At 47.1% G+C, this 628-nt stretch carries 2 protein-coding genes; both read right to left on the bottom strand.

The genetic code is table 11. The features are described 5' to 3' along the window. Positions 1-302 (bottom strand): YceG family protein (locus ACWHAR_RS28750; RefSeq protein ID WP_452088655.1); only part of this gene is annotated, 302 nt, incomplete at its 3' end. A gap of 5 nt (positions 303-307) precedes the next feature. Continuing rightward, entirely contained in the window at positions 308-529 is a 222-nt protein-coding gene (locus tag ACWHAR_RS28745; RefSeq protein ID WP_003178729.1) for a helix-turn-helix domain-containing protein, read from the bottom strand. Between the last annotated feature and the right edge of the window lie 99 nt (positions 530-628).

The raw sequence follows: 628 nt of genomic DNA, 5'->3' as shown, positions 1-628 counted from the left end.
AGTCCTTTTTCTTTCTGGTTCACCATATGGATCCGCTGTATGGCCTGAAACCTTTCCGGAGAAATGGTCTTATCAAGCGTCTCGCTTAACACATGCACATCACCGGACGCATACTGCTCATGGAGATATATGTAGTAATCCGTTTCATCGTGCGGAGTTCCAAGAATCCGTCCCGCCAGACGGCTTATCGTCAAATGACTGTTTTTTTCATACGGGGTTCTCTCCGGGAGCGGCTTCTTGATGATCTGCTTCCATTCATCATCATTGACCAGGGCGTTTTGAATATTAATCTCTTGATTCATAGCGCTCAGCCGTCTCCCCTTTCTTCTGAGTCAGTGTCGCTCTTACGTCCAAATACGGCACACATGCCCGCTCTTGTCACGGCATAGGTTGTCCCGAACTTTCTGATTGTTCCCGCAGGAAAATCATGCGCTCTCTTTCGGAGCGTAGACGAATCAATCCCCCACTCTTCACATGCCTGCTGGGAACTGAGAATCTCGCTGCTCGTGAGATCGACTATTTTCATCATGGCTGTTCATCCTAAAATTTCATTTGTTTTCTCCTGAGAAATTCACAATGTCTGCCTTTGAGATCATGGTGGTAGTGCGGCTCTTTTACAGTAGAAGCA

Source organism: Bacillus sp. LR--39 (assembly GCF_053613335.1).
Note: the sequence above shows the minus strand (reverse complement) of the source record. Positions and strands in the feature narration are given on the sequence as shown.

Bases quoted from the DNA above. Each gene is read 5' to 3' on its own strand.
- ACWHAR_RS28745 (WP_003178729.1), bottom strand. From the start codon at position 529: ATGATGAAAATAGTCGATCTCACGAGCAGCGAGATTCTCAGTTCCCAG.